Source organism: Streptomyces canus (assembly GCF_001514145.1).
Lineage (GTDB): Bacteria > Actinomycetota > Actinomycetes > Streptomycetales > Streptomycetaceae > Streptomyces > Streptomyces canus.
This window is the reverse complement of the sequence record NZ_KQ948672.1, coordinates 171,760-195,375: the sequence shown is the minus strand read 5'-3', so window position 1 is coordinate 195,375 and position 23,616 is coordinate 171,760. Positions and strand designations below refer to the sequence as shown.

Below are 23,616 nucleotides of genomic sequence, written 5' to 3'. Positions count from 1 at the left end.
CCGGCGTCGCCGGCTTCCAGGTCGACGGCGTCGGTGATGATGCCGGAGCCGATGCGCAGCGCGAGGCGGGCGGCGATCTCCTTGCCCTCGGCGGAGGACGGCACCAGCACGGCGGCCGGGGAGACGGCCTCGACGGCGGCCTGCAGGGCGTCGACCTTGGGTACGACCAGGTAGTCGGTGTACTCGGAGGCGTCGTGGGTGAGGACCTTGACGGTGCCGTGCTCGCCCAGCACGGCGGCGGTGCCGGCGGCACCGGCACCCAGCGCGACGGCGACCGGCTCGCCGATACGGCGGGCCAGGGTCAGCAGCTCCAGGGTGGGCTTGCGGACGGCACCGTCCACGTGATCGACATAGACGAGAACTTCAGCCATGGGAAAGCAACTCCTACCGGATCAGATGAACTTCTGGCTTGCGAGGAACTCGGCGAGCTGCTTGCCGCCCTCGCCCTCGCCCTCGTCCTTGACGATCGTCCCGGCGGTGCGGGCCGGGCGCTCCGTGGCGGAGTCGACCGTGGTGTAGGAGCCGGCCAGGCCGACCTGCTCGGCCTCCAGGTCCAGGTCGGACAGGTCCCAGGACTGCACCGGCTTCTTCTTGGCGGCCATGATGCCCTTGAAGGACGGGTAACGCGCCTCGCCCGACTGGTCGGTCACCGACACCACGGCCGGGAGAGAGGCCTCCAGCTGCTCGGTGGCGGAGTCGCCGTCGCGGCGGCCCTTGACCGTGCCGTCCTCGACGGAGACCTCGGACAGCAGGGTCACCTGCGGGACACCCAGGCGCTCGGCCAGCAGCGCCGGGACCACGCCCATCGTGCCGTCGGTGGAGGCCATACCGGAGATCACCAGGTCGTAACCGGCCTTCTCGACGGCCTTGGCCAGCACCAGGGAGGTGCCGATGGCGTCCGTGCCGTGCAGGTCGTCGTCCTCGACGTGGATCGCCTTGTCGGCGCCCATCGACAGCGCCTTGCGCAGCGCGTCCTTGGCGTCCTCGGGGCCGACGGTCAGGACCGTGACCTCGACGTCGTCGTCGGAGTTCTCGGAGATCTGCAGCGCCTGCTCGACCGCGTACTCGTCGAGCTCGGAGAGCAGACCGTCCACGTCGTCCCGGTCGACGGTCAGGTCATCGGCGAAGTGCCGGTCGCCGGTGGCGTCGGGCACGTACTTCACAGTGACAACGATCCTCAAACTCAAGGTCTTCTCCTGATTCTTGCGGTGGGGAAAGCATCAGCGTCCGCTGCGCCGCAGCCGTACGCGATACGAGTAGTGCTCGGGCAGGAAGTGACTGACGGCCAGCTCCACGAGCCGTCCGGCCGCCGACTGGTAGACCCGGTCGATGCGCAGCAGCGCACGGCCCGGCTCGCACCCGAGGTGTCCGGCGATCCCGGCGTCGGCCGCCGCGACCGTGATGCTCTGCTCGGCCTCGGCGATCGGCTCGGGCAGCCGCTCGTCGAGCAGTCCGATGACGGTGGTGGCACCGGCGGTGCCGGGCTCGGCCAGTTCCGGGACCGACTCCAGCAGCCGGCCCACCTCCGGCGGCAGGAACACGGAGGTGTGGCAGAACGCGGTGTCCTCGTGCAGCCGCAGGAATGCGACCTTGTGCACCCGGTCGCTGTGCAGGCCCAGCCGTCCCGCCGCGTCGACGTCGACTCGTTGGTGCATGGGGGTGACGACCTGCATGCGGGTGTCGATGGACAGGCCCATCAGGTCGTCCACCGAGCCGAACTGACGCAGGTACTGCTCCTCGCGGGGGGTGGCGAAGGTGCCCCGGCCCGGCACCCGGTGCACCAGCCCTTCGGCGACGAGGTCCTGGAACGCCCGCCGTACGGTCTGGCGGCTGATCCCGAACCGGTCGGCCAGCTCGGCCTCGGTCGGCAGCCGCACCCCTTCCGGGAAGTCCTGGCGCAGGATCGCCGCCCGCAACTCCCGTGCCAGCCGCAGGTAGATGCTGTCCCGCTGGGCCTGCTCAACCATCCAGACCACCCCGCGCCACCAACTGGGCCGCGATCACGTTGCGTTGGATCTCGTTGGTGCCCTCACCGACGATCATCAGCGGTGCGTCCCGGAAGTACCGTTCGACGTCGAACTCGGTGGAGTAGCCGTAACCGCCGTGGATGCGGACGGCGTTGAGTGCGAGCTCCATCGCCGTCTCGGACGCGAACAGCTTGGCCATGCCGGCCTCCATGTCGACCCGGCGGCCGGCGTCGGCCTCTCTGGCCGCGTACAGCGTGAGTTGGCGGGCGGCCGTCAGCTTGGTCGCCATGTCGGCGAGGTAGGTGCCGATCGCCTGATGGCGCCAGATCGGCTTGCCGAAGCTCTCGCGTTCCTGGGCGTAGCGCAGCGAGTCCTCCAGCGCGGCCCGCCCCACACCGAGGGCACGGGCGGCGACCTGGAGCCGGCCGGTCTCCAGCCCCTTCATCATCTGGGCGAAGCCTTGCCCCTCCGTGCCGCCCAACAGGGCTTCGACGGGCGCTCGGTAGCCCTCGAAACTCAACTCGCAGCTCTCCACGCCCTTGTAGCCGAGCTTGGGCAGGTCACGGGAGACGACAAGGCCGGGACCGTGTTCGGCGAGCAGTACGGAGATGCCCGTGTGGCGCGGGTCGGCGGTCGGGTCCGTCTTGCAGAGGAGGGCGATCAGCCCGGAGCGGCGGGAGTTGGTGATCCAGGTCTTCGCCCCGTCGACGACGTACTCGTCGCCCTCGCGGCGGGCGGCGGTGGTGATCGACTGGAGATCGCTGCCGCCACTCGGCTCGGTCAGCGCCATGGTGGCGCGGAGCTCTCCGGTGGCCATCCTCGGCAGACAGCGCCTCTTCTGCTCCTCGGTCCCGAAGTGGAGGAGCAGCTTGGCGACGACGGTGTGTCCGCCCATCGCCCCGGCCAGGCTCATCCAGCCGCGCGCGAGTTCCTCGGTGACCAGGACGAAGCAGGGCGTGGAGACGGGGTTGCCGCCGTACTCCTCGGGGATCGCCAGGCCGTAGACGCCGAGTTCCTTCATCGTCTCGATGAGCTGCTCGGGGTAGGTGTCGCTGTGCTCCAGCTCCCGGACGACGGGCCGGACGTCCCTGTCGACGAACTCGCGCACGGTCCGTACGACGAGACGCTCGTCGTCGGAGAGGATGTCCAGGACGCTCATCGCACGGGTCTCCTCCGGTCCAGGGTCTCAGACGACCGCGTCGGCACGCAGCGCCGCGATGTCGTCGGCGGTACGGCCGAGCTCCGCGAGGATCGCCTCGGTGTGCTCGCCCACCGCCGGCACCGGGTCCATGCGGGCGGGCAGTCCCGCGAGGTCGGCCGGGGGCAGCAGCGCCTCCACCGTGGCCCCGCCGGGAACGGCGACCTCGTGCCAGCGGCCGCGGGCGGCCAGGACCGGGTGGTCGAGGAACGCGGCGACGTCGTTCACTCCGGCGCAGGCGATGCCGATGTCCTCCAGGTCCTTCAGGACCTCCGCGGCCTCGGAGCATGCGATCCGCTCGGCGACCACGGCGTTGAGTTCCTCGCGGTGGGCGACCCGGGCGGAGCCGGTGGCGAAACGCGGATCCTCGGCCAGCTCGGGCCGTCGCAGGAAATGCGCACAGAGGGCGAGCCACTCGCGTTCGTTCTGGATGGAGAAGAGCACGTCCTTGCCGTCGGCGGCGGTGAAGGCGCCGTACGGGGCGATGGTGGCGTGCTGGGTGCCCAGACGCGGCGGCTGGCTTCCGCCGTAACGCGTGTAGTTGGCCGGCTGGCTCATCCACTCGGCCAGTGCCTCGAACAGTGACACCTCCACCGGGTGGGCCCTGCCGGTGGTGGCCCGGGTGTACAGGGCGGTGAGGACGCCGCTGTAGGCGTACATCCCGGCCGCGATGTCGGCGACCGAGATCCCGACCCGCGCGGTCTCCTCGGCGGTCCCGGTCAGCGACACCAGGCCCGTCTGGCACTGTACGAGCAGGTCGTACGACTTGCGGTCCGCCCACGGCCCGTCGGTGCCGTATCCGGAGATCGTGCACGGGATCAGCCGCGGCCACCGTCCGGCGAGGACGTCCAGGCCGAGGCCCAGCCGGTCGGCCGCGCCCGGAGCCAGGTTCTGTACGAACACGTCGGCGCCGTCGAGCAGTTGGTGCAGGATCTCGAGGCCGCGCGGATCCTTGAGGTCCAGCGTGAGCGACTCCTTGGACCGGTTGAGCCACACGAAGTAGCTGGAGTGGCCGTGCACGGTCGTGTCGTAGCGGCGGGCGAAGTCACCCTCGCCCGGCCGCTCCACCTTGATCACCCTGGCGCCGAGGTCGGCGAGCTGCCGGGTGGCGTAGGGCGCGGCCACGGCCTGCTCCAGGCTGACCACCGTGATCCCGGACAGGGGAAGCTGCGGCACGCTCATGGGGCCTTTTGTACGGCCAAATCCAAGAGGGTGTCAACGGCCGCCGCAGCCCCACGACCTGTGCCCTTCGCCACCTCGGGACTGTCGGCGAGATCACCCCCGCCACTTTGTACGGCCTTTCGGCCGAGGGCACGGCTCAGCTCTGACGGCCCGGATGGCACAGGACCATGACCGCGCGGGCGACGAGCTCACCCGCCCCGCCGAGCTCCTGGCGGTAGCGGTCCGTGATGTCCCGTACGGCCTCCACGAAGCCGGGGTCGACGGCGCGGGCCCGGGCCGGGGCGGGGAGTTCCTGAGCCATCTCGCGTCGGCGCGCGAGCAGCGCGATGATCTCCTCGTCGAGACGCTCCAGCCGAGTGAGTGAGATGTCCTCGACCGGGGCGGTGGCCTGGTTCGTCGTCACGCTGAATCTCCGTTCGTCTGCGCGAAACGCGGCACTGTCCTTCACCGCTGGTCCTTCAGGACCTTGCCCGCGGCGGTCGGCGGCAATTCCTCGCGCCTTGGACCCGGCGCAACAGGTAGGTGGCCTCGGCGCCGCTGCTCCGGCCGATGTCGTGTGCCTCGTCCGCGCGGCAGCCGGTGTCGAGCGGGCACCAATACCCCGCTGGAAGCCCAAGGCCGCGATGATCCCGGAGGCGAGGCGCAGTGAGCCGTGGACGACCGCCTCGGCGTCCCGCACGGCGGCGGGTGTCTCGCCGGGCACCGTCGCGATGTCCGTGGACGAGGCGGTCACGTCGATGAACGGCGTTCTGGTCAGGCGGACACGCCGTGGGCTTCGAGGGCTCGTACGAGGGGGGCGAGTTCGGGGTTGGTGGCCGCCTGGTCGAGGGCTTCGCGGAGGGCCTTCTCGTTGGTGGGGCGGGCCTGTTCGAGGAGGGTGCGGCCGGCGTCGGTGACATCGGTGTAGATGCCGCGGCGGTCGGTGGGGCAGAGGTAGCGGGAGAGCAGGCCGCGGTCCTCGAGACGGGTGACCAGACGGGTGGTGGCGCTCTGGCTGAGGACGACGGCGTCGGCGACCTGCTTCATCTGCAGATGCCCGCCCTCGCCGTCGTGCTGGCGGCCCAGGACGTCGAGCAGGGAGTACTCCCGCACACTGAGGTCGTGTCCGGCCTGCAGGGCGCGCTCGATGTGGGCCTCGATCCGCCCGTGCAGCAGGGAGAGCGCGCACCAGCCCTGGGCGAGGGCGGTCAGTGCGGGGTCTGTGGCGGTCATGGTGCCTGTTTCCTCCGTCCCGGTACGGGTACGCCCAGGATATTGCATCGCTGAAACTTTCAGCGTCTGCTTCTATAGTGCGCGCGCAACTATCAGAACCCGCACCCGCAGAGAGCGACACCGATGACGACCCGGCCCTCCACCACGACCCTCTGGCGCCCGACCGGCCCCAAGGAGCTGGACCTGGTCCGGGAACTCGACTGGCGTGCCTGGCCGCCGAGGCTGCCCGAGCAGCCGATCTTCTACCCGGTCCTCAACGAGGACTACGCGATCAGGATCGCCAGGGACTGGAACGTCAAGCACGACGGTGCCGGCTTTGTGACCCGCTTCGAGGTCGGGTCGGACTTCCTGAGCCGCTATCCCGTCCAGCAGGCGGGTGGCCGCACCATCCTCGAACTGTGGGTCCCGGCCGAGGAGCTCGACGAGTTCAACGCGCACATCGTCGGCGTGATCGAGGTCGTGCACGAGTTCCGCTGACCCTCTGCGTTCCCGCTACGACCGTGCCAAGTGCCGCATCGTCAGCGCCAGTTGGAGCCGCAGTCGGCCCTGAGGTGTGCGCAACGGCCAGCCCAGCAGATGCTCCGCGTGGGACAGCCGGTCCTGCAGGGTGGAGTGGTGGACGTTGATCTCGGCGGCAGCCGCACGCAGGCTCGCCGTCGAGACCACGGCGTGCAGCGTGCCGAGCAGCCAGGGCGTGGCCGCCCCCGCCGCCTCGAGTGCCTGGACGTCGGGCGGCGGCTCGGCACCCGGTGCGACGAGGTCGGCCAGGAGCGCGACGCCGCCCAGTTCGTCGGCGTACACGATCTTCGGTCCGGGATCCTGAGCCGTGCCCTGCGCGGTGAACCGCAGCGCGGTGCGGGCGTCCGCCCAGGACCGCGGCAGATCGAGCACGGGCACGGCGGGACCCACCCCGACCCGCCCCGCAGGCAGTTCGGTGTCCGCCCGCCCGGCCACGATCCGGGGCCGCCCGTCGAACGGAGCCAGCGCACGCGCGGATGCCGTGATCTCCAGTCCGAGCCCACGCGCCGCGTGCAACCGAGCGGCCTCGGGAGCCGTGGCATCCAGCAGGGTCTCGACCAACGCCGGGTCATCGACGGGCGCGCGTCCCCGCGTACGGTCCAGTACGAGCCGTACCGCCCCCGCGGCCCGCTCCAGAATCACCGCGTCGACCACACTGGGTGCCGCCTCGGTCCGCTCCAGCCACAGAGCGGCAGTCCCACCGGGCGCGAGTGCGGTCGTGGGCCAGCCGGGATCCGGCGGCACCCCGGAGTCCCGGCGCGTCCCATCGGCTTCGACGCGAACCTGCACCCGCCGCTCGACATCGACCAGCCGGGCAGGCACTCCGGCCAGCACGGCGGCCCCCCGCACCAACGCCTCCAGCCCCGCGCGGGCCTCGGACAGCCGATCGAAGTAGGCGATGACCCGGACGGCGGCACCGGCATCCGGATCCAGCGCGGTGAGGCGCCCGGCCAGCTCTTTCATACGCCCATGGTGCGCCATGGGGAACGCGAAGCGCCCCCGTGAGGCGCGGGACTGTGACATGGGTGGCTCCGCCACGGGCAGACATGTGCGGATCCGCCCAGATCCGCCGCGCGGGCGCGCGGGCAGCGACGACTCGGCCGCAGCCGCCCGATGTCCGCACGGGGCGCTTCCTTCCGCGCCTCGGCCGGCGCCACCTCTAACTGCCCAGCAACCTCCGCAGCCACTCCACATGCGCCGCCCGCGCCGCCTGGGACAACGCCGCCTGCGGAGCGAACCCGTCGAACCCGTGGAAGCCTCCCGGCCACACATGCAGCTCCGCCACCCCGCCCGCCTGCCAGATGCGCGAGGCGTACGCGACGACCTCGTCCCGGAACGTCTCCGCAGACCCCACGTCGAGGAAGGCCGGCGGCAGCCCCGACAGGTCCTCGGCCCGGGCCGGGGCCGCGTAGGCCGGAACGTCGGGACCGCCCCGCAGGTCACCCAGCAACGCCGTCCAGCCCGTCTCGTTGGCCGTCCGGTCCCAGACACCCAGCCCCGCCATCTGATACGTCGACGGACTGTCATTGCGGTCGTCCAGCATCGGGCACATCAGCAGCTGCCCCATCGGCCGCGGCCCCTTGCGGTCCCGGGTGAGCAGCGCCAGCGCCGCCGACAGCCCGCCACCCGCGCTCGCACCGGCGATCACGATCCGCTCGGGGTCGCCGCCCAGCTCCTCGGCGTGCTCGGAGGTCCACAAGAGCCCGGCGTAGACGTCCTCGACCGGTGCCGGATGCGGATGCTCGGGCGCCAGCCGGTACTCCACCGACACCACCACCGCGTCCAGTTCCTTCGCCCAGGCCAGCGGACCGTCCACCCCGACCCGGTTGTTGCCGAGGACCATGCCGCCGCCGTGGACGTGGTAGATCACCGGCCGCCCGGTGCCCGCGGACGAGGGACCGGTGGGGCGGCAGATCAGCAGCGAGATCTCGGGGGCGCCCGCGGGTCCCGGCACCGACCGGTCCTCCACCTCGAAGAACCCGTCCAGCGTCAGGTCCAGGTCGGCCAGCATCTCGATGCCCGGTCCCTGGCGCACGATGTCGATCTCGTCCAGGGTGAGGCCGGGCGAGATCACGTCCTTGATCAGATCCAGGGCGGCGCTGAGCTCGGGGTCGAACGGGGGCGGCACATGGGTCATGGTTTCTCCTCACGCGGGGCGCGGCGGCTCGTGGCGTCATGATCGGGGCAACGGAGTCCGTCCTGGATGCCGCCGTACGGCGGAACCTGCCCGCCGTACGGCGGGTGGTGAGCGGCGAGATTCCGCCGTGCTCCTGTGTGACCTGCGATTCCTTGCCATCGCGTGACCTGTTGTTCACCTTTTGTAGGTGGAAGGGATCCCCAGTGGTGACAACGCTGTCGATGCCCCCCACGCATCAGGAGAACCAGTGAACGTCTCTCTCACCGTCTGGCTGCTGACCATCGTCGCCCTGTGCGTCCTGGTCGGCGCCGACTTCTTCATCGGCCGCAAACCCCACGACGTGTCGGTCAAGGAAGCCGGCATCTGGACCGTCGTCTGGGTCGTGCTGGCCTGCCTCTTCGGACTCGGGCTGCTCCTCTTCGGCGGTGGGAAACCCACGGGCGAGTTCTTCGCGGGATACATCACCGAGAAATCCCTGAGTGTCGACAACCTCTTCGTGTTCGTCCTGATCATGGGGAAGTTCGCGGTGCCCTCGCAGTACCAGCAGCGGGTGCTGATGGTCGGCGTCGTGATGGCGCTCGTGCTGCGTGCCGGGTTCATCGCGGCCGGAGCGGCGATCATCTCCGCGTTCTCCTGGGTGTTCTACATCTTCGGCGCCTTCCTGATCTGGACCGCCTGGAAGCTCGTCCAGGACGCCCGCAAGGACGGACACGACGAGGAGTACGAGGAGAACAAGCTGCTGAAGATCGTGGAGAAGCGATTCGGCGTGGCCGACCGCTATCACGACACGAAGCTGTGGATCGAGGAGAACGGCAAGCGGGTCATGACCCCGATGCTGGTCGTGATGCTCGCCATCGGCTCCACCGACGTGCTGTTCGCCCTGGACTCCATCCCCGCCATCTACGGGCTCACCCAGGACCCGTACATCGTCTTCACGGCCAACGCGTTCGCCCTGATGGGCCTGCGCCAGCTGTACTTCCTCATCGGCGGCCTGCTGAAGAAGCTGGTCCACCTCAGCTACGGCCTCTCGATCATCCTCGGCTTCATCGGCGTCAAACTCGTCCTGCACGCCCTCCACGAGTCCGGCGTCCACGTCCCCGAGATCAGCATCCCGTTCTCCCTCGGCTTCATCGTCCTCGTCCTGACGGTCACCACACTGACGAGCCTGCGGGCCGCGAAGAAGCAGGGGGAGGCGGAGGCGGAACGGGTGGCGTGAGAGGCGTGGTGGCCGGAGCACACACGCGCACGTCTCTCCCTTGACTTCGAGAGCGCTTCAAGTTCTACCGTCGGGCTGGTCGGCGGAAGTCCCGTGAACGGAGACGGACATGCGTGTGGGCGTGCACATCAACCGGTTCAACCACCCCGCCGGCGCACCGGCTCTCGGTGCCGAACTCGCCGCCACGGGTGCCGCGGCGGAGGCGGCCGGCGTGAGCTGGTTGTCGGTGATGGACCACTACTTCCAGATGGAGTTCAACGGCGGCGCCGAGGACCCCATGCTGGAGGCCTACACGACCCTGAGCTTCCTCGCGGCCCACACCGAGACCGTACGGCTCGGCGCGCTCGTGACCGGAGTGACGTACCGCCATCCCGGACTGCTCGCCAAGATCGCGACCACGCTCGACGTGCTCTCCGGCGGCCGGGCCACCCTCGGCATCGGAGCCGCCTGGTACGACCGCGAGCACGAAGGGCTCGGCGTGCCGTTCCCGCCCCTCGCGGAGCGCTTCGAACGGCTGGAGGAGACCCTGCGGATCTGTCTGCAGATGTGGGACCCGGCGGCGAACGGCCCCTTCGAGGGCACCCACTACCGGCTCGCCGAGACCCTGTGCGTACCGGCCCCGGTCAGCCGCCCGCACCCCGAGATCATGATCGGCGGCAGCGGCGAGAAGAAGACCCTCCGCCTGGTCGCCCGCTACGGCGACGCCTGCAACCTCTTCGCCACCTCGCCGGAAGAGGTCACGCACAAGCTCGACGTGCTGCGCGGTCACTGCGACACCGAGGGGCGGGACTACGACGAGATCCGCAAGACCGTCGCCTACATGGGCGAACCGGCCACCGAGGGCGACCTGGAGGCCTTCACCCGGGACATCACCGGCTACGGCAAGCTCAACATCGACACGGTCATCCTCGCCCCGCGCATCGACGCCCCCGCGGAGTGGATCGAACGCTTCGTCGCACCGGCCGTGGAGCGGCTCGCGGAACTGGACTGAGGGCTGGTCCGGCGGCTCATGCCGACTTCACGCGAGGGTGCCTGATCAATGCGGGTGAGCGGGGTAATGGGGGTCCCCCGCTCGAGCGAGGCCGAGACCGGGGGAGCGTGCGGCTGCGAGGCGGAGGAGGGAGCCGGCAACTGGGGCCCCTCTGGGGGAGTGCGTACGAAGCCCTGCGACTCGGCATGCTCCGCCGGACCGGCCCTAACCCGCCCGCGCGGCGGAGGGCCGGCTGCGGGAGACGACGCGGGTCCCGCAGCCGTCGGTCACGCGGACCTGCAGCGAGCCGCACGCGCAGCGGGTCCACACCGTCCCGCCCGTCGCCGTGGCGTGCCGGGACACCACCTGGAAGGGCTCGGCGCCGTCGGGCCAGCCGCAGTGCGGGCAGACGGCGCGGATCGTGCTGGTCATGGTGACTCCTCGTACCTCGTGGCTGTTCACGGCCGTCGCGACACAGCCCAGGGTGCAGCGGAGTCTTCGTTCACGTCCAGGTTGACTTCCTGGATCCGACCTTGAAGCGTGGGCTTCATGATTGACCTGCGCCGGCTCCACGTCCTGAGGGCGGTCGCCCACTACGGCACGGTCACCGCGGCCGCCCGTGCCCTGCACTTCACCCCGTCGGCCGCCTCCCAGCAGATCCGCCAACTCGCCCGTGACCTGGGCGTCGACCTCCTCGAACCCCAGGGCCGCGGGATCCGTCTCACCCCGGCCGCCGAGAGCCTGCTCGCGCACGCCGACGCCATCCAGGCCCGCTGGGACCAGGCCGAACTCGATCTGCGCGCCGACCACAGCGAGCCCGCCGGACCGCTCAGGGTGAGCGGTTTCCCGGTCGCCGTGTCCGTGCTGCTCGCCCCGATGGCGGTCCGGCTGCGCGAGCGGCATCCCCGACTGACCGTCGGCATCCAGGAGTCGGGCGTGACGGAGAGCTTCGACCTGCTCTTCGAGGGGGAGATCGACCTGGCGGTGGTGGAGGCGACCCCGTACAACCCGCCCATGAGTGACGTCCGCTACGACCAACAGCCCTTGCTGGACGACCCCTTCGACCTGGTCGTCCCCGCGGACCACCCCCTCGCCGGACGAGAGCGCGCCGACCTCGCGGACGCGGCGCACGAGGACTGGATCGCCCCGGTCCCCGACAGCCCCTGCCGCCCCCACGTGCTCTCGGCCTGCGGCGCGGCCGGCTTCACCCCGAGCGTGGTCCACCACGCCCTGGACTGGAACGTGACGGCGCACCTGGTGGCCCACCGCCTGGGCGTCGCCCTGATCCCCCGCCTGGCCCACCTGACCCCCCACCTGCCGATCGCAAGGGTGCGCTGCGAAGGCAACCCCCATCGAAAGCTCCTCACCTGCACCCGCGGCGGAGCGCACGAACGCCCGGCGGTCGCGGCGGCACTGGGAGCTCTACGGCAACTGGCACCCTCGGCAGTGGCGTGAGGAGGCGCGCCCCGAAGGGGCGCGGGGCTGTGTCGACATGCGGCTCCGCCGCGTGGGCGCGACCAGCCCCCACAGACCCGCAGACAAACGAGAAGGGGCCGGGACGCAAGACCCCGACCCCCGTTTCGCGCCGCAGGTCAGGCGGCAGCGACCTCACCCGCGTTGCTGTGCAGCTGCGCGACGACCTCGGCCAGCTGCGCGGCGACCTCGGCGTCGTCGGCCGGGTGCGTCTCGGCGAAGCGCACCAGCGAACCCGGGATGGACAGCTTGACTTCCTCGAGCACCTTGCCGCCGGCGATACCCACGGACTTGCGGGTCTCGTCCTGCGCCCACACACCGCCGAACTGACCGTACGCGGTACCGACCACGGCGACCGGCTTGCCGCCGAAGGCGCCGGCGCCGAAGGGACGCGACAGCCAGTCGATGGCGTTCTTCAGCACGGCCGGGATGGTGCCGTTGTACTCGGGGGAGAAGAACAGGAACGCGTCGGAGGACTGCGCGGCCGCACGCAGCTTGGCGGCGGCCGCGGGGACGCTGCCCTCCACGTCGATGTCCTCGTTGTAGAAGGGGATCTCGCCGAGGCCCTCGAAGAGCACGACCTCCGCGCCCTCGGGGGCGTGCTTGACGGCCGCCTCGGCGAGCTGGCGGTTGGTCGAACCGGCGCGAAGGCTTCCGACGAGCGCGAGAATGCGAACAGACATGCGAACTCCAAGGGAGGGTGAAACATTGCCGTAATGATGCGGACCGAGGTCCGCTTAAAGTTGTACCCCCATAACCGGACCCCGGTCCAGTTTTCTTCCCGCTGCTTTACGCTTAGTTCATGTCCGCCGTCCTGCCGCCCCTGCCCACTCCCCCCGATGCCCATGAGCCCGAGCTGCTCCAGCTCGGCCTTCCCGAGGACGAGCCATGCCTGCGCGCCGACGCCGCGCGCAACCGGGCCCGGCTCCTTGAGGCGGCCACCCGCCTGGTCGCGGAGCACGGGGCGGCCGGGGTCACGATGGAGGCGGTGGCCGCGGCCGCGTCGGTCGGCAAGGGCACCGTCTTCCGCCGGTTCGGCGACCGCACCGGGCTGCTGACGGCACTGCTCGACCACTCCGAGCGCAACTTCCAGGCGGCCTTCCTCAGCGGACCCGCCCCGCTTGGGCCCGGCGCACCGCCCGTCGACCGGCTGCGCGCATTCGGCCACGCGCTCCTGCGCCGGTCCGGCGACGAGATGGACCTGATGCTGGCCGCCGAGCCGAGCCCGGAGCGCCGCTTCACCCCCGCGCCCCGTCGGGTGCACCACAGCCATGTGACCCTGCTGCTGCGCCAGGCACGCCCGGAAGCGGACTCCGAACTGCTCGCCCAGGCCCTGATGGGCTACCTCGATCCCGCCACCATCCATCACCTCACCCGGAGGTGCCACATGCCGCTGGAGCGCCTGGAGAAGGGCTGGGACGACCTCGTCGCCCGGCTCACCTGCGCCGATCCGCCACGGTGAGTTCGGGCCGTGACCCGGTCCGGTACACCGTCACAGCTTCTGCAAAGATGACGACCGTCATGGTGCAGATACCGAAAACGCCCGCGCCCGTTTCCCCGGCGACGCGCTCGGTTCCCACGAGCGCCGACGTGGCCCGCCTGGCCGGCGTCTCCCGAGCGACCGTCTCCTACGTCCTCAACAACACCAGCGCCGTCCGGATCAGCGAGCCCACGCGCCGCCGCGTCCACGAGGCCGCGAAGGAACTCGGGTACGTGCCGCACGCGGCCGCCCGCAGCCTGCGCGCCGGCCACAGCCGGATGGTCCTGATGCCCGCCCCGTCCATCCCGGTGGGCCCGCTCTACAGCCAGTTCATCAGTGAACTCCAGTGGGCCCTGGGCCGGTTGGACTACACCGTCGTGCAGTACGGCAGCGTCGGCCTGCAGGGCGACGCTGCCGCCCGCGCCTGGGCCGAGCTGCGCCCGGTCGCGGTCCTGGTGCCCGGCACGGGACTCGGCCCGCAGGGTGTGGCCCTGCTCCGGCGCTCCGGTGCCCGGGCGGTGGTCACCCTCGGTCCCGACGCGGTCGAGGGGGCCCACGCCCTGCTCATGGACCACGCGGGCGTCGGCCACAGTGCCGCCACCCACCTGTACGCCCGCGGCCGGCGCCGCATCGGAGTGGTGGTGCCCGAGGAGTCCGGCCTGGAGGCCTTCTCGCTGCCCCGGCTGGCAGGTGTGCGCAGGGCCCTGCACGGCACCGACGCCACGCTGACCGAGCTGCCCCTCGCCTACGAGGAGCAGGCCGCGGCCAAGCTCGCCGTCCGCTGGCGTGACCTCGGCCTCGACGCCGTGTTTGCGTACAACGACGAGTACGCGATGCTGTTAATGCGGGCCCTCCAGGACGAGGGCATCCGCATCCCGGAGGACACGGCGGTGATCGGTGCCGATGACCTGCTCCTCGGCCGGCTGCTGCGCCCCCGGCTGAGCACGGTCCACCTCGAGCTGCCGTCCGGCCGCGACCTCGCCGAACTGGTCGACCGCGCGGTGCGCGAACCGGGCGCCGCGACCGAGACGCACACGGTGCTGGGTGCCACGGTGGTGCACCGCGACTCCAGCTGACGCAGGGAGGCCTGCCATGCGCACCACGGTCGGGATCATCGGCGGCGGCCCCGCCGGACTGCTACTCGCCCGGATGCTGCACCGCGCGGGGATCGACTGTGTGGTCCTGGAGAGCAGGACGCGGGAGTACGTGGAACACCGTCAGCGTGCCGGGATGCTGGAGCAGGGCACGGTCGACGCCCTGCGCGCGTGCGGCGCCGCCGGGCGTCTGGAGACCGAGGGGCTGGTCCACCAGGGCATCGAGCTGCGGTTCGCGGGGGAGCGGCACCACATCGACTTCCCCGTCCTCACCGGTGGCCGTACGGTCACGATCTACGCCCAGACCGAGATCGTGAAGGACCTCGTCGCGCTCCAACTGGCCGAGGGGCCACCGCTGTTGTTCGAGGCGGAGGCTCTGGCGGTCGAGAAGCCGGAGAGCGACGCCCCCGTCGTACGATTCCGGCACGGGGGCCGCGAACAGACGCTGACCTGCGAGTGGATCGCGGGCTGCGACGGCTTCCACGGCATCTCCCGGGAGGCCTTCCCGGCGGCGACGAGCCGGACGTACGAGCACGACTACCCGTACTCCTGGCTCGGGATCCTCGCCGATGTCCCGCCGTCCTGCGAGGAGTTGATCTACGCCCGTGGCGAGCGCGGCTTCGCTCTGCACAGCATGCGCTCGCCCGTCGTCTCCCGGCTCTACCTCCAGGTCCCGAACGGTACCGATCCCGACGACTGGTCCGACGAGCGGATCTGGGACGAGCTCGCCGCCCGCTTCGCGATCGACGCCGACTGGACCCTGGAACGCGGCCCGATCACCGCCAAGTCGGTGACTCCGATGCGCAGTTACGTCCACGAACCGATGCGGCACGGCCGTCTCCTGCTGGCCGGCGACGCCGCGCACATCGTGCCGCCGACCGGGGCCAAGGGCCTCAACCTCGCCGTGTCCGACGTATCCCTACTCGCCCGGGCCCTGACCGCGGTGCACCGCACGGGATCGACACAACTGATCGACAGATATTCAAAGTTGTGTCTTTCTCGTGTGTGGCAGGCCACGCGGTTCTCGTACGACATGACTAGGATGTTGCACGCTCAACCAAATGGGGATGCGTTCGAGAGCCGGATGCAGCTCGCACGGCTGCGCCGCATCACCGCATCCCACCACGCGGCCGCCGAACTGGCCGCGAACTACACGGGACTACCGCTCCCCGTGTGAGTCCCACCGGTGATCGAACGGAGAGCCGTCATGTCATTGCTCGACCCCAAGAGCTGGCAGCCCCACCCCCTGTCGGGACCTGAGTACGCCGTCACCGAGCCCGCCACCGGCGACACGCTCGCCACCGTCACCCTCGCCGGCGCCGAGGACGTGGAGCGCTCCGCGGCGGCCGCCCGGGCCGCCCAGACCGAATGGGCCCGGCTCCCGCACTTCGTGCGGGCCGGGGTGCTGCGCAAGGCCGGTGACCTGTTCTCCGCCCACGCCGACGAACTGCGCGAGTGGCTCGTCCGCGAGTCCGGTTCCATCCCCGGCAAGGCCGACTTCGAACTGCACGTGGCCGCCCAGGAGTGCTACGAGGCAGCCGCCCTCGCCTCTCGCCCCGCGGGCCAGGTCCTGCCCAGCGAGGCACCCCGCCTGTCCTACACGCGCCGGGTCCCGGTCGGCGTCGTGGGCGTGATCGCGCCCTTCAACGCTCCGCTGATCCTCTCGATCCGCTCCGTCGCCCCGGCCCTGGCGCTGGGGAACGCGGTGATCCTGAAGCCGGACCCGCGCACCGCGGTCTGCGGCGGCCTCTCGCTCGCCGCCGTCTTCGCCGAGGCCGGGCTGCCCGAGGGGCTGTTCCACGTCCTGCCCGGCGGCCCCGACGTCGGCCAGGCCCTGGTCGCCGACCCGCGCGTCCCCGTCATCTCCTTCACCGGATCGACCGCGGCGGGCCGCGCGGTGGGGGAGGCCGCGGGACGCCACCTCAAGCGGGCCCACCTGGAACTCGGCGGCAACTCCGCGCTGATCGTCCTGGAGGACGCCGACATCGAGGCCGTCATCTCCACGGCGGCCTGGGGATCCTTCTTCCACCAGGGCCAGATCTGCATGACGACCGGCCGCCACCTCGTCCACGCCTCGCTGTACGAGGAGTACGTCGAGCGCCTGGCCGCCAAGGCCGACTCCCTCGCCGTCGGCGACCCCAACCGGGAACAGGTCCACCTGGGCCCGATCATCGACGACAACCAGCTCGCCAAGGTGCGCGGCCTGGTCGAGGCCAGCACCGCCCAGGGCGCCAAGCTGGTCGCCGGCGGTACGCACGACAAGCTCTTCTACCGCCCGACGGTCCTCGCGGGCCTCGACGACAGCACGCCGGCCTACGCGGAGGAGGTGTTCGGCCCCGTCGCACCCGTACGGTCCTTCAGCACGGTCGACGAGGCCGCCGCCCTGGCCGCCACGGGGCCGTACGGCCTCTCGCTCGGCATCGTCACCGGGGACGCGGCCCGCGGTCTCGACCTGGCGGAGCGGATTCCCACCGGCATCGTGCACATCAACGACCAGACCGTGAACGACGAGGCGGTCGCGCCCTTCGGCGGTATCGCCGCGTCCGGCACCGGCGCCCGCTTCGGCGGTGAGGCCAACGTGGAGGCCTTCACCGACGTGCGCTGGACGACGGTACGCGCGGACGTGGCGACCTACCCCTTCTAGGGTTACTCGCCGTTCTGCTCGGCCTGGGCCTGCTGCTCGGCCACGGCCTTGCGGACCTCGGCCATGTCCAGCTTGCGGGCCTGCCCGATGACGTCCGTCAGGGCGGATTCGGGCAGCGCGCCCGGCTGGGCGAACACCGCGACCTGGTCGCGGACGATCATCAGCGTCGGGATGGACTGGATACCGAAAGCCTGGGCCAGCTCCGGCTGCGCCTCGGTGTCCACCTTGCCGAACACCAGGTCGGGGTTGTCCTCGGCGGCCTTCTCGTAGACCGGCGCGAACTGGCGGCAAGGACCGCACCAGGACGCCCAGAAGTCGATCAGGACGAACTCGTTGTCCGTGACCATCTGGTCGAAGTTCTCCTTGGTGAGCTCCACGGTGCTGCTCATGACGTGATCCCTCTTCCTGGTCTCGGAGCGAAGCCGTCGGCACAACACGGCCTGTGCGCCGGGTATTCCACAGCGGTCACCACTCGGTATTGCGGCGCGCGTACCCCTGGTGGCCCGAGCGCACACCACCCACCAGACTGGGCCCATGACGGAAACGGAAAACATCGCCTCCAGTACCTACGATGTAGTGGTGCTCGGTGCCGGGCCCGTGGGGGAGAACGTGGCCGACCGCACCCGTGCGGCCGGGCTCTCCACCGCGGTCGTGGAGAGCGAGCTGGTCGGCGGAGAGTGCTCCTACTGGGCCTGTATGCCCAGCAAGGCCCTGCTGCGGCCGGTGATCGCCCAGGCCGACGCGCGCCGCCTGCCGGGCCTGAGCGCCTCCGTACAGGGACCCCTCGACACGGCCGCGGTTCTCGCACGCCGGGACTACTTCACCTCGAACTGGAAGGACGACGGCCAGATCGGCTGGCTGGAGAGCATCGGCGCCGACCTCCACCGCGGCCACGGCCGTCTCACCGGAGAGCGCACGGTCACGGTCACCGGTCCCGACGGCGTACGGAAGGTGCTGACCGCCCGGCACGCCGTGGCCGTCTGCACCGGCACCCGGGCCGTCCTGCCGGACCTGCCGGGCCTCGACGAGGTCAAGCCGTGGACCAGCCGCGAGGCCACGAGCGCCCAGGCGGCGCCCGGACGGCTGGTCGTGGTCGGCGGGGGAGTGGTCGCCACCGAGATGGCCACGGCCTGGCAGGCACTCGGCTCGCAGGTCACCCTTCTCGTGCGCGGGAAGGGCCTGCTCAACCGCATGGAGCCCTTCGCGGGCGAACTCGTCGCCGAGGCGCTCACCGAAGCGGGCGTGACCGTCCGCACCGGCACGTCGGTCGAATCGGTCAGCCGCGAGAGCGGCACGGTCGTGGTCGTCACCGCCACCGGCGACCGTATCGAGGCGGACGAGATCCTCTTCGCCACCGGACGCGCCCCGCGCACCGACGACATCGGCCTGGACACCATCGGCCGGGAGCCCGGCACCTGGCTGGAGGTCGACGACAGCCTCCGGGTGACCGGCAGCGACTGGCTCTACGCGGTCGGCGACGTCAATCACCGCGCGCTCCTCACCCACCAGGGCAAGTACCAGGCGCGCATCGCGGGCGCGGCGATCTCCGCCCGGGCCTCCGGAGTCCCGGTCCAGGCGGACCCCTGGGGCGCCCACGCCGCGACCGCCGACCACGACGCCGTACCCCAGGTCGTCTTCACCGACCCGGAGGCCGCCGCGGTGGGCCTCTCCCTGGCGGAGGCCGAACAGGCGGGCCACCGGGTCCGCGCCGTCGACTACGACCTCGCTTCCGTGTCGGGCGCCGGCCTCTACGCCGACGGCTACCGAGGGCGGGCCCGCATGGTCGTCGACCTGGAACGCGAGATCCTCCTCGGCGTCACCTTCGTCGGCCCCGGCGTCGGCGAACTGATCCACTCCGCGACGATCGCGGTGGCAGGCCAGGTCCCGATCAGCCGGCTGTGGCACGCGGTCCCGTCGTACCCGACCATCAGCGAGGTGTGGCTGCGCTTGCTGGAGGCCTACCGGGACAACTAGGGCAGCGCGAAGCCGAGGGACGCGGCCGCCTGCTCCGGTGTCGGCTGCGTCCACCGCTCGGCCATCGCCTGGTTCGAGGACAGCGAGCGCAGCTCGGCGCGGTCGAGGTACAGCATGCCGTCGAGGTGATCCGTCTCGTGCTGGACGATCCGTGCCGGCCAGCCGCTGAACACCTCGTCGACCGGGCGGCCGTTCTCGTCCTCGCATGTCAGCCGTACCTGAGCGGGCCGCGCCACCACGGCCTGCCAGCCCGGCACGCTCAGGCAGCCCTCGAAGAACGCGGCCCGTTGTGTGCCGATGGGCTCGTACGACGGATTGACCAGCACGCGGAACGGCTGCGGCACCCGTCCACGCGCCTCCCGCACCTCTTCCGGTACGGGCGCCGGGTCCTCGACGACCGCGATGCGCAGCGGCACCCCCACCTGCGGGGCGGCCAGGCCCACGCCCGGCGCCGCGTGCATGGTGACACGCAGGGCCTCGACGAAACGGGACAGGAGCGCGGTGTCCAACTGGCCGTCGTACGGCTCGGTGGCGCGCCGCAGGACCGGTTCGCCGGCCGCCACGATCGGCAGCGGGCCGTCCGTGGCCAGGAGTTCCTCGACCAGCTCGGCAAGGGGCGCGCGATGACTCGGAGTTGCCATCGCGCCAGGATGCCATGGCACCGAGCGAGCCGCGTGCTTCCCGTGTGATGCGGGTCACTTCAGGTGCCGGGAACTCGATGCCCTCTTCCTCCGACTACTGGACCGCTACCGTCCCCAGCCCTCGGAGAAGCCGCCGATGTCCCTCGCCCCCTCGACGACCACCGACGAGGTACCCCAACCGGCCGCCTCCGCGCCGGTCCCCAGCAGATGGGCCCCGCTGCGCCCGCTCGTGCTGCGCCTGCACTTCTACGCCGGCGTGTTCGTCGCGCCCTTCCTCCTCATCGCCGCCGTCACCGGCTTTCTGTACGCCGGTGCCTTCCAGGCCGAGAAGATCGTCTACCGGGACCAGATGACCGTCGCCGCCGTCGGCGACAGCAAGCTGCCCATCTCCGAGCAGGTGGCCGCCGCCCGCAAGGCCCACCCCGAGGGCACCGTCTCGGCCGTACGTCCTTCTCCCGAGGACGACGCGACGACCAGGGTGCTGCTGTCCGGGGTGAAGGGAGTCGACCCGAACCACACCCTCGCCGTGTTCGTCGACCCGTACACCGGCAAGGTCCGCGGCGCGCTCGAGCAGTACGGTTCCACCGGCGCGCTGCCGCTGCGCACCTGGATCGACGAGTTCCACCGCGACCTCCACCTCGGCGAGAACGGCCGCCTCTACAGCGAGTTCGCCGCCAGCTGGCTGTGGGTGATCGCGGGTGGCGGCATCGCGCTGTGGTTCTCCCGCCGCCGCGCCCTGCGCAAGGTCCGCGGTACCAGCGGGCGGCGCCGCACTCTCGGACTGCACGGCAGCGTCGGCGTCTGGGCCGCGGCCGGCTTCATCTTCCTGTCGGCGACCGGACTGACATGGTCGACGTATGCCGGCGCCAACATCGACGAACTCCGCACCTCCCTCGGCCAGTCCACGCCCTCGGTCTCCGCGGCCGCGGGCGGCGACCACGCGGGCCACGGGGCGTCCACCTCGGCCGGAGGCGCCGAGCACGGCGTCGGCCTCGACAAGGTGCTGGCCGCCGCCCGCGCCGAGGGGCTCGGAGACCCCGTCGAGATGGTCCCGCCCGCCGACGAGTCGTCGGCCTATGTCGTACGGCAGGTGCAGCGCAGCTGGCCCGAGAAGCAGGACGCGGTCGCCGTCGACCCGACCACCGGCGAGGTCACCGACGTGCTGCGGTTCGCCGACTACCCGCTGCTCGCCAAGCTGACCCGCTGGGGCATCGATCTGCACACCGGAGTTCTCTTCGGGCTGGTCAACCAGATCGCCCTGATGCTCCTGGCGCTGTCGCTGGTCCTGCTGATCGTGTGGGGCTACCGCATGTGGTGGCAGCGCGGCCGCGGCTCCGCCTTCGGCCGGCCGATCCCGCGCGGCGCCTGGCAGCAGGTCCCGCCGCAGATCCTGGTGCCCGGCGTGGTGGTCGTCGCCGTCCTCGGCTACTTCGTGCCGCTGCTCGGCATACCGCTGGCCGGCTTCATCGTCGCCGACGTGATCCTCGGCGAGGTCGCCCATCGGCGGGGCAGGAAGGGCGTGGCGGCATCCTGAGACGTACGGGACGTTCCCCTACTTGTTCAGGGCGGCGAGCTCCTCGTCGGCCCGCTCGGTGATGAGGCTCAGTACGCGGCCGGCGACCGCGAGGTCCTCCGCGGGGATGCCGGCGTAGACCCGGGCGGTGAGGGGGGCGGTCTCGGCGGACGTCGTCTCGAACAGCGCCCGCCCGGTGTCCGTGATCCGCACCTGGGACGGCTCATGGGAAGCCAGCAGTCCCGCGGAGATCAGCTCGCCGACCACGGAGTGCGCCTCCGGCATGTCGATCTTCAGCGCGCCGACGAGGTCCTCGACGATGCGGTCACGCTCGACCGGGCCCTCCGCGACGGCGGCGAGCCGCAGGGTGACGGACTGCTGGAAGGTCGCGCCGTGGCGGGCCAGGACGTTCTCGAGAAGTGCACGGGCGGCGTAGTGGGCCAGGGCTATGACGCGGGGGTTGAGGACGGGAGTGGTGGTGGTCATGACTGCTCCTCGAGGTTCTCGTTCGTCGGGTCGAGAGGTGCGTCGAGCAAAATCGCCAGCTCGCGCTTGAACTCCCGCGTGCGCGCGCTGTCCAGGCCTCCGAGAGGTGCCAGCAGTTGCTCCAGGAGCCCCTGGACGACCTTGATGGCCCGCAGGGTCCGCTCACGGCCCTCCTCGGTCAGCGCCAGTTGCACCGCGCGCGGGTCGCGGGGGTCCCGGGTGCGTTCCAGAAGCCCGGCGCTCTCCAGGGAGCGCGCCAGCTTGGAGACGTAGAGCGGTTCGAGGCCGGTCTGGTCGGCGAGGCGTCGCTGGCTCGGGCGTTCGCCGCCGCGCTGCATGCCGTACAGCGACGCCACCAGCGAGTACTGGGCATGGGTCAGGCCGAGCGGCGCCATCGCGCGGTCGACCGCGACCCGCCACTTCATCGACAGTCGCCAGACCAGGAAACCGGGCGTTGCGCCCTCGGAAGTCGTACTCATGCTCGATACAGTACATGGCTACTATATCCATGGCTACTATTTTTGGGCAGGGCGCCTGACGGGAATTGCCTCACGGGTCTAGGTTGGGCGCCATGAGCAATCTTGATCGCGAGCCGGTTCCCGCCCTGTGCGGCGGCCGCGGCTTCGTGGTGGCGGAACCCGTGCGCGAACTCCTCAGCCCTCGGCGCGTCAAGCTCGGCGAGTCCAGTGAGGTACGACGGCTTCTTCCCAACCTGGGCCGCCGCATGGTCGGCGCCTGGTGTTTCGTCGATCACTACGGCCCCGACGACATCGCCGACGAGCCCGGCATGCAGGTGCCCCCGCACCCGCACATGGGCCTGCAGACGGTGAGCTGGCTGCACGAGGGTGAGGTGCTGCACCGCGACTCCACCGGCAGCCTCCAGACCATCCGCCCCCGTGAGCTGGGCCTGATGACCTCCGGCCGCGCGATCAGCCACTCCGAGGAGAGCCCCAAGTCGCACGCCCGCTTCCTGCACGGCGCCCAGCTCTGGGTCGCCCTGCCGGACGGCCACCGCCACACCGACCCGCGCTTCGAGCACCACGCCGAGCTGCCGCAGATCACGGCACCCGGCCTGACGGCAACACTCATCCTGGGCGACCTCGACGGCGCACGCTCACCTGGAACGGCGTACACCCCCATCGTCGGCGCCGACCTGGCCCTCGCCCGCGGCGCGGACGTACGCCTGCCCCTGGTACCGGACTTCGAGTACGCCGTCCTGTCCATGTCCGGCGAGGCCCACGTGGACGGGGTGCCGCTCCTGCCCGGCTCGATGCTCTACCTCGGCTGCGGCCGCACCGAACTCCCGCTGCGCGCCGAGTCGGACGCGGGCCTGATGCTCCTGGGCGGCGAGCCGTTCGAGGAGGAGCTCGTCATGTTCTGGAACTGGATCGGGCGATCTCAGGAAGAGATCGTACAGGCCCGTCAGGACTGGATGGAAGGCTCCCGGTTCGGCGAGGTGAAGGGGTACGACGGGGCGCCACTGCCTGCACCGGAACTGCCGCCGGTGCCGTTGAAACCGCGGGGAAGGGTGCGCTGAACTGCAGAAATGCCTGAAGTCACGTGGATGACGAGCGGGAAGCGGTCGGGCCCTGCTTCCTGCTCTTGGGTCGCTGGCGGGAGCGCGGCAAAACGGGTGTCGGGAGTGGTTTCGGGTGGCGGACGATTCCACGGTGTGGCTGTCTGCGGGTGGCTGTGGCAGGACGTTTGCTGACCTGATGCTGACTCTTCTGACGCCTAGTCAGCTGTCGCTAGGGTGCTCTTTTCGCAGCTCCGTCGAGTCCGGTGGTGTTTGCGGGTTCAGTGTGGGCCGGACTGACGCTGACTTTGGGACTGAGGGCGGTCTCGCCTGGACCGAGGCGCGAGGCATTCTCCGCGTGACGTTGTAGGGAGATGACAAGACTGCGCGATTG

The 23,616-nt window shown here is 70.9% G+C and carries 25 protein-coding genes and 1 pseudogene; 11 read left to right on the top strand and 15 right to left on the bottom strand.

What is annotated here, in order from left to right:
* The 7 genes and pseudogenes from AQJ46_RS40330 to AQJ46_RS40300 all read right to left on the bottom strand — a co-directional run.
* A pseudogene (locus AQJ46_RS40330) lies at positions 1-371 on the bottom strand (electron transfer flavoprotein subunit alpha/FixB family protein); the annotation flags it as partial.
* A gap of 21 nt (positions 372-392) precedes the next feature.
* Positions 393-1,187 (bottom strand): electron transfer flavoprotein subunit beta/FixA family protein, encoded by a 795-nt coding sequence (locus tag AQJ46_RS40325; protein ID WP_059210295.1) that lies wholly within the window; start codon positions 1,185-1,187, stop codon positions 393-395.
* Positions 1,188-1,220: 33 nt separating this feature from the next.
* Positions 1,221-1,967 (bottom strand): GntR family transcriptional regulator, encoded by a 747-nt coding sequence (locus AQJ46_RS40320; RefSeq protein ID WP_059210294.1) that lies wholly within the window; start codon positions 1,965-1,967, stop codon positions 1,221-1,223.
* The gene (locus AQJ46_RS40315; protein WP_059210293.1) at positions 1,960-3,126 is read right to left on the bottom strand and encodes an acyl-CoA dehydrogenase family protein; all 1,167 of its coding nucleotides are present in this window, start codon (positions 3,124-3,126) and stop codon (positions 1,960-1,962) included. Before AQJ46_RS40315 ends, AQJ46_RS40320 begins: the two co-directional genes overlap by 8 nt.
* A gap of 27 nt (positions 3,127-3,153) precedes the next feature.
* Entirely contained in the window at positions 3,154-4,347 is a 1,194-nt protein-coding gene (locus AQJ46_RS40310; protein ID WP_059210292.1) for a CaiB/BaiF CoA transferase family protein, read from the bottom strand.
* 136 nt (positions 4,348-4,483) lie between these two features.
* Complete coding sequence (locus AQJ46_RS40305) at positions 4,484-4,750, bottom strand: hypothetical protein (RefSeq protein ID WP_059210291.1); 267 nt, start codon at positions 4,748-4,750, stop codon at positions 4,484-4,486.
* A gap of 350 nt (positions 4,751-5,100) precedes the next feature.
* Positions 5,101-5,559 (bottom strand): MarR family winged helix-turn-helix transcriptional regulator, encoded by a 459-nt coding sequence (locus AQJ46_RS40300; RefSeq protein ID WP_057618085.1) that lies wholly within the window; start codon positions 5,557-5,559, stop codon positions 5,101-5,103.
* A gap of 123 nt (positions 5,560-5,682) precedes the next feature.
* On the opposite strand from AQJ46_RS40300, the gene AQJ46_RS40295 reads away from it, so the two are divergent.
* A complete protein-coding gene (locus AQJ46_RS40295; RefSeq protein ID WP_059210290.1) occupies positions 5,683-6,036 on the top strand; it encodes a hypothetical protein in 354 nt (117 codons plus the stop codon).
* Between the two features lie 15 nt (positions 6,037-6,051).
* On the opposite strand, the gene AQJ46_RS40290 is transcribed toward AQJ46_RS40295, so the two are convergent.
* Positions 6,052-7,041, bottom strand: coding sequence for a helix-turn-helix domain-containing protein (locus AQJ46_RS40290; protein ID WP_059210351.1), 990 nt, complete (start codon positions 7,039-7,041; stop codon positions 6,052-6,054).
* Between the two features lie 196 nt (positions 7,042-7,237).
* Positions 7,238-8,215, bottom strand: a complete 978-nt coding sequence (locus tag AQJ46_RS40285) for an alpha/beta hydrolase (protein ID WP_059210289.1) — start codon at positions 8,213-8,215, stop codon at positions 7,238-7,240.
* A 247-nt stretch (positions 8,216-8,462) separates the two neighbouring features.
* On the opposite strand from AQJ46_RS40285, the gene AQJ46_RS40280 reads away from it, so the two are divergent.
* Positions 8,463-9,431 (top strand): TerC/Alx family metal homeostasis membrane protein, encoded by a 969-nt coding sequence (locus AQJ46_RS40280; RefSeq protein ID WP_059210288.1) that lies wholly within the window; start codon positions 8,463-8,465, stop codon positions 9,429-9,431.
* Between the two features lie 109 nt (positions 9,432-9,540).
* Complete coding sequence (locus AQJ46_RS40275) at positions 9,541-10,422, top strand: LLM class F420-dependent oxidoreductase (RefSeq protein WP_057618089.1); 882 nt, start codon at positions 9,541-9,543, stop codon at positions 10,420-10,422.
* Positions 10,423-10,626: 204 nt separating this feature from the next.
* On the opposite strand, the gene AQJ46_RS40270 is transcribed toward AQJ46_RS40275, so the two are convergent.
* The gene (locus AQJ46_RS40270; protein ID WP_059210287.1) at positions 10,627-10,833 is read right to left on the bottom strand and encodes a hypothetical protein; all 207 of its coding nucleotides are present in this window, start codon (positions 10,831-10,833) and stop codon (positions 10,627-10,629) included.
* Positions 10,834-10,950: 117 nt separating this feature from the next.
* Between AQJ46_RS40270 and AQJ46_RS40265 the strand changes: the two genes are divergently transcribed.
* The gene (locus AQJ46_RS40265; RefSeq protein ID WP_059210350.1) at positions 10,951-11,856 is read left to right on the top strand and encodes a LysR family transcriptional regulator; all 906 of its coding nucleotides are present in this window, start codon (positions 10,951-10,953) and stop codon (positions 11,854-11,856) included.
* A gap of 137 nt (positions 11,857-11,993) precedes the next feature.
* Here the strand turns inward: AQJ46_RS40265 and AQJ46_RS40260 are convergent, their stop codons facing one another.
* Positions 11,994-12,557, bottom strand: a complete 564-nt coding sequence (locus tag AQJ46_RS40260; RefSeq protein ID WP_059210286.1) for an NAD(P)H-dependent oxidoreductase — start codon at positions 12,555-12,557, stop codon at positions 11,994-11,996.
* A gap of 119 nt (positions 12,558-12,676) precedes the next feature.
* Here AQJ46_RS40260 and AQJ46_RS40255 point away from each other — a divergent pair, with 119 nt between their 5' ends.
* Genes AQJ46_RS40255 through AQJ46_RS40240 form a run of 4 tightly spaced genes read left to right on the top strand, consistent with a single transcriptional unit; the run spans position 12,677 to position 17,092 of the window.
* Positions 12,677-13,336, top strand: coding sequence for a TetR/AcrR family transcriptional regulator (locus tag AQJ46_RS40255; RefSeq protein ID WP_059210285.1), 660 nt, complete (start codon positions 12,677-12,679; stop codon positions 13,334-13,336).
* 47 nt (positions 13,337-13,383) lie between these two features.
* Positions 13,384-14,430: a LacI family DNA-binding transcriptional regulator gene (locus AQJ46_RS40250; protein ID WP_208617066.1), complete on the top strand. Its 1,047-nt coding sequence runs from the start codon at positions 13,384-13,386 to the stop codon at positions 14,428-14,430.
* Positions 14,431-14,446: 16 nt separating this feature from the next.
* A complete protein-coding gene (locus AQJ46_RS40245; RefSeq protein WP_059210283.1) occupies positions 14,447-15,625 on the top strand; it encodes a 4-hydroxybenzoate 3-monooxygenase in 1,179 nt (392 codons plus the stop codon).
* 30 nt (positions 15,626-15,655) lie between these two features.
* On the top strand, positions 15,656-17,092 hold the full coding sequence (locus AQJ46_RS40240; protein WP_059210282.1) for a benzaldehyde dehydrogenase: 1,437 nt from the start codon (positions 15,656-15,658) through the stop codon (positions 17,090-17,092).
* Between the two features lie 2 nt (positions 17,093-17,094).
* Here the strand turns inward: AQJ46_RS40240 and trxA are convergent, their stop codons facing one another.
* Positions 17,095-17,481, bottom strand: coding sequence for a thioredoxin (gene trxA / locus AQJ46_RS40235; RefSeq protein WP_057618095.1), 387 nt, complete (start codon positions 17,479-17,481; stop codon positions 17,095-17,097).
* Positions 17,482-17,626: 145 nt separating this feature from the next.
* Between trxA and AQJ46_RS40230 the strand changes: the two genes are divergently transcribed.
* On the top strand, positions 17,627-19,066 hold the full coding sequence (locus AQJ46_RS40230) for a dihydrolipoyl dehydrogenase family protein (RefSeq protein WP_059210281.1): 1,440 nt from the start codon (positions 17,627-17,629) through the stop codon (positions 19,064-19,066).
* Here AQJ46_RS40230 and AQJ46_RS40225 read toward each other — a convergent pair.
* On the bottom strand, positions 19,063-19,707 hold the full coding sequence (locus tag AQJ46_RS40225; RefSeq protein WP_059210280.1) for a peptide deformylase: 645 nt from the start codon (positions 19,705-19,707) through the stop codon (positions 19,063-19,065). The two genes, AQJ46_RS40230 and AQJ46_RS40225, sit on opposite strands and share 4 nt — an antisense overlap.
* A gap of 136 nt (positions 19,708-19,843) precedes the next feature.
* Here AQJ46_RS40225 and AQJ46_RS40220 point away from each other — a divergent pair, with 136 nt between their 5' ends.
* Complete coding sequence (locus AQJ46_RS40220; protein WP_059210279.1) at positions 19,844-21,241, top strand: PepSY-associated TM helix domain-containing protein; 1,398 nt, start codon at positions 19,844-19,846, stop codon at positions 21,239-21,241.
* 18 nt (positions 21,242-21,259) lie between these two features.
* On the opposite strand, the gene AQJ46_RS40215 is transcribed toward AQJ46_RS40220, so the two are convergent.
* Entirely contained in the window at positions 21,260-21,706 is a 447-nt protein-coding gene (locus AQJ46_RS40215; RefSeq protein WP_059210278.1) for a winged helix DNA-binding protein, read from the bottom strand.
* Positions 21,703-22,185 (bottom strand): MarR family winged helix-turn-helix transcriptional regulator, encoded by a 483-nt coding sequence (locus tag AQJ46_RS40210; RefSeq protein WP_059210277.1) that lies wholly within the window; start codon positions 22,183-22,185, stop codon positions 21,703-21,705. Before AQJ46_RS40210 ends, AQJ46_RS40215 begins: the two co-directional genes overlap by 4 nt.
* Before the next feature lie 92 nt (positions 22,186-22,277).
* Here AQJ46_RS40210 and AQJ46_RS40205 point away from each other — a divergent pair, with 92 nt between their 5' ends.
* Positions 22,278-23,243 (top strand): pirin family protein, encoded by a 966-nt coding sequence (locus AQJ46_RS40205; protein WP_059210276.1) that lies wholly within the window; start codon positions 22,278-22,280, stop codon positions 23,241-23,243.
* Positions 23,244-23,616 lie beyond the last annotated feature (373 nt).

Bases quoted from the DNA above. Each gene is read 5' to 3' on its own strand.
- AQJ46_RS40215 (WP_059210278.1), bottom strand. From the start codon at position 21,706: ATGACCACCACCACTCCCGTCCTCAACCCCCGCGTCATAGCCCTGGCC.
- AQJ46_RS40250 (WP_208617066.1), top strand. From the start codon at position 13,384: ATGACGACCGTCATGGTGCAGATACCGAAAACGCCCGCGCCCGTTTCC.
- AQJ46_RS40205 (WP_059210276.1), top strand. From the start codon at position 22,278: ATGAGCAATCTTGATCGCGAGCCGGTTCCCGCCCTGTGCGGCGGCCGC.
- AQJ46_RS40260 (WP_059210286.1), bottom strand. From the start codon at position 12,557: ATGTCTGTTCGCATTCTCGCGCTCGTCGGAAGCCTTCGCGCCGGTTCG.
- AQJ46_RS40320 (WP_059210294.1), bottom strand. From the start codon at position 1,967: ATGGTTGAGCAGGCCCAGCGGGACAGCATCTACCTGCGGCTGGCACGG.
- AQJ46_RS40285 (WP_059210289.1), bottom strand. From the start codon at position 8,215: ATGACCCATGTGCCGCCCCCGTTCGACCCCGAGCTCAGCGCCGCCCTG.
- AQJ46_RS40220 (WP_059210279.1), top strand. From the start codon at position 19,844: ATGTCCCTCGCCCCCTCGACGACCACCGACGAGGTACCCCAACCGGCC.
- AQJ46_RS40275 (WP_057618089.1), top strand. From the start codon at position 9,541: ATGCGTGTGGGCGTGCACATCAACCGGTTCAACCACCCCGCCGGCGCA.
- AQJ46_RS40225 (WP_059210280.1), bottom strand. From the start codon at position 19,707: ATGGCAACTCCGAGTCATCGCGCGCCCCTTGCCGAGCTGGTCGAGGAA.
- AQJ46_RS40310 (WP_059210292.1), bottom strand. From the start codon at position 4,347: ATGAGCGTGCCGCAGCTTCCCCTGTCCGGGATCACGGTGGTCAGCCTG.
- AQJ46_RS40270 (WP_059210287.1), bottom strand. From the start codon at position 10,833: ATGACCAGCACGATCCGCGCCGTCTGCCCGCACTGCGGCTGGCCCGAC.
- AQJ46_RS40265 (WP_059210350.1), top strand. From the start codon at position 10,951: ATGATTGACCTGCGCCGGCTCCACGTCCTGAGGGCGGTCGCCCACTAC.
- AQJ46_RS40300 (WP_057618085.1), bottom strand. From the start codon at position 5,559: ATGACCGCCACAGACCCCGCACTGACCGCCCTCGCCCAGGGCTGGTGC.
- AQJ46_RS40230 (WP_059210281.1), top strand. From the start codon at position 17,627: ATGACGGAAACGGAAAACATCGCCTCCAGTACCTACGATGTAGTGGTG.
- AQJ46_RS40290 (WP_059210351.1), bottom strand. From the start codon at position 7,041: ATGAAAGAGCTGGCCGGGCGCCTCACCGCGCTGGATCCGGATGCCGGT.
- AQJ46_RS40315 (WP_059210293.1), bottom strand. From the start codon at position 3,126: ATGAGCGTCCTGGACATCCTCTCCGACGACGAGCGTCTCGTCGTACGG.
- AQJ46_RS40295 (WP_059210290.1), top strand. From the start codon at position 5,683: ATGACGACCCGGCCCTCCACCACGACCCTCTGGCGCCCGACCGGCCCC.
- trxA (WP_057618095.1), bottom strand. From the start codon at position 17,481: ATGAGCAGCACCGTGGAGCTCACCAAGGAGAACTTCGACCAGATGGTC.
- AQJ46_RS40240 (WP_059210282.1), top strand. From the start codon at position 15,656: ATGTCATTGCTCGACCCCAAGAGCTGGCAGCCCCACCCCCTGTCGGGA.
- AQJ46_RS40255 (WP_059210285.1), top strand. From the start codon at position 12,677: ATGTCCGCCGTCCTGCCGCCCCTGCCCACTCCCCCCGATGCCCATGAG.
- AQJ46_RS40245 (WP_059210283.1), top strand. From the start codon at position 14,447: ATGCGCACCACGGTCGGGATCATCGGCGGCGGCCCCGCCGGACTGCTA.
- AQJ46_RS40210 (WP_059210277.1), bottom strand. From the start codon at position 22,185: ATGAGTACGACTTCCGAGGGCGCAACGCCCGGTTTCCTGGTCTGGCGA.